Source organism: Streptomyces sp. NPDC005533, from assembly GCF_042871845.1.
Lineage (GTDB): Bacteria > Actinomycetota > Actinomycetes > Streptomycetales > Streptomycetaceae > Streptomyces.
Genome location: NZ_JBIAJH010000189.1, coordinates 1 through 1317, shown reverse-complemented (window position 1 = coordinate 1317; position 1317 = coordinate 1). Strand labels below are relative to the sequence as shown.

Genomic DNA, 1317 nt, shown 5'->3' with positions numbered 1-1317 from the left:
TGTCCTCCGTAAAGCTCGCCTCAGCCCGAACAGACTCACGTCAATCAGCAGAGCCATCCTCACCCTGGAGACTCACCGCTGAAAAAGCTCAGTGAATGGATCACAGATGCGCCGCAGCACGTACTGGGACTCCTCGGCTTTCCGGCCGACCCGCTCACCGGCCTGCGGACGGTGCCGCACGCCGCCACCGTCCGCCGCCTCCTCCAGCAGTCGACGGCGACGCGCTGGACGCGGCCATCGGCGCATACTTGCAGGCCAGAACCCCACCACCGGCGCCACCCGAACCACCCCCGAAACGGCCGGCCCTGCGGGCCATTGCCGTCGATGGCAAGACCGTGCGAGGCTCGCGCACCCCGACTACGACCGCGATCCAGCTGCTGGCCGCAATGGACCACCACGGCGTAGTCCGGGCCCAGCGGCAGATCGCCTCCAAGAGCAACGAAATACCCGCCTTCCAGCCGCTGCTGGACACGATTGATCTGTCCGGCACGGTGCTGACCGGTGACGCCCTGCACACCCAGCACGGCCACGGCGCCTACCTCATCGAGCGCGGAGCCCACTACCTGGCCACCGTCAAGAAGAACCATCCCGGCCTGTATGCGCAGGTCAGGAAGCTGCCCTGGGCCGAGATCCCGCTGAACCACCACACCCGCGAACGGGCTCACCACCGAGATGAGATCCGCCGACTCAAGGTCGCCGCGTTCCGCCACATCGACTACCCCGGCGCCCACCAGGCGATCCAAGTCGTGCGATGGCGCCGCGACCTCGCCACCGGGAAGCTGACGATCGAGCGCGTCTACCTGATCACCAGCCTGGATGACTTCGACGCCACCCCGGCCGAGCTCGCCGCCTGGATCAGGGGCCACTGGGGCATCGAGAAGCGCAGCAGAGTCCAAGCCGGACGCAAAGTCCACGTCATCGCCGACCGTCACCCCGTCCACCGCTCGAAGAAGGTCACCGCCTGGCTCGCCTGCAACCGGGACCGCATCGAACTCCACCTCATGCCCGGCTACAGCCCCGAACTCAATCCCGACGAAATCCTCAACGCAGACATCAAACGACACGTCCACCCCGCCCGGACCCGCTCAGCCGACGACCTCGCCCACGAGACCCGCCGCTTTCTCCACCGCCGCCAACGACAACCCCACATCGTCCGCGGCTACTTCCACGCCCGCCACGTCCGCTACACCATCCAGTAGGCAACCAAACAGTTTCGACTCAATGAGCCTTTTCAGCTGGGCCACCGATCGGGTGACGGCGGAGTGACCGTGGAACGGGCAGAGCCCCAGGGCTGTTGAGCAAGGTGTCTACGCTCAA

Annotated in this window: 1 protein-coding gene; it reads left to right on the top strand. The window is 66.4% G+C overall.

Annotation, left to right across the window (positions count from 1 at the left end; genetic code table 11):
• Positions 1-335 precede the first annotated feature (335 nt).
• On the top strand, positions 336-1199 hold the full coding sequence (locus tag ACFYP3_RS37845) for an ISAs1 family transposase (RefSeq protein WP_388842664.1): 864 nt from the start codon (positions 336-338) through the stop codon (positions 1197-1199).
• Positions 1200-1317 lie beyond the last annotated feature (118 nt).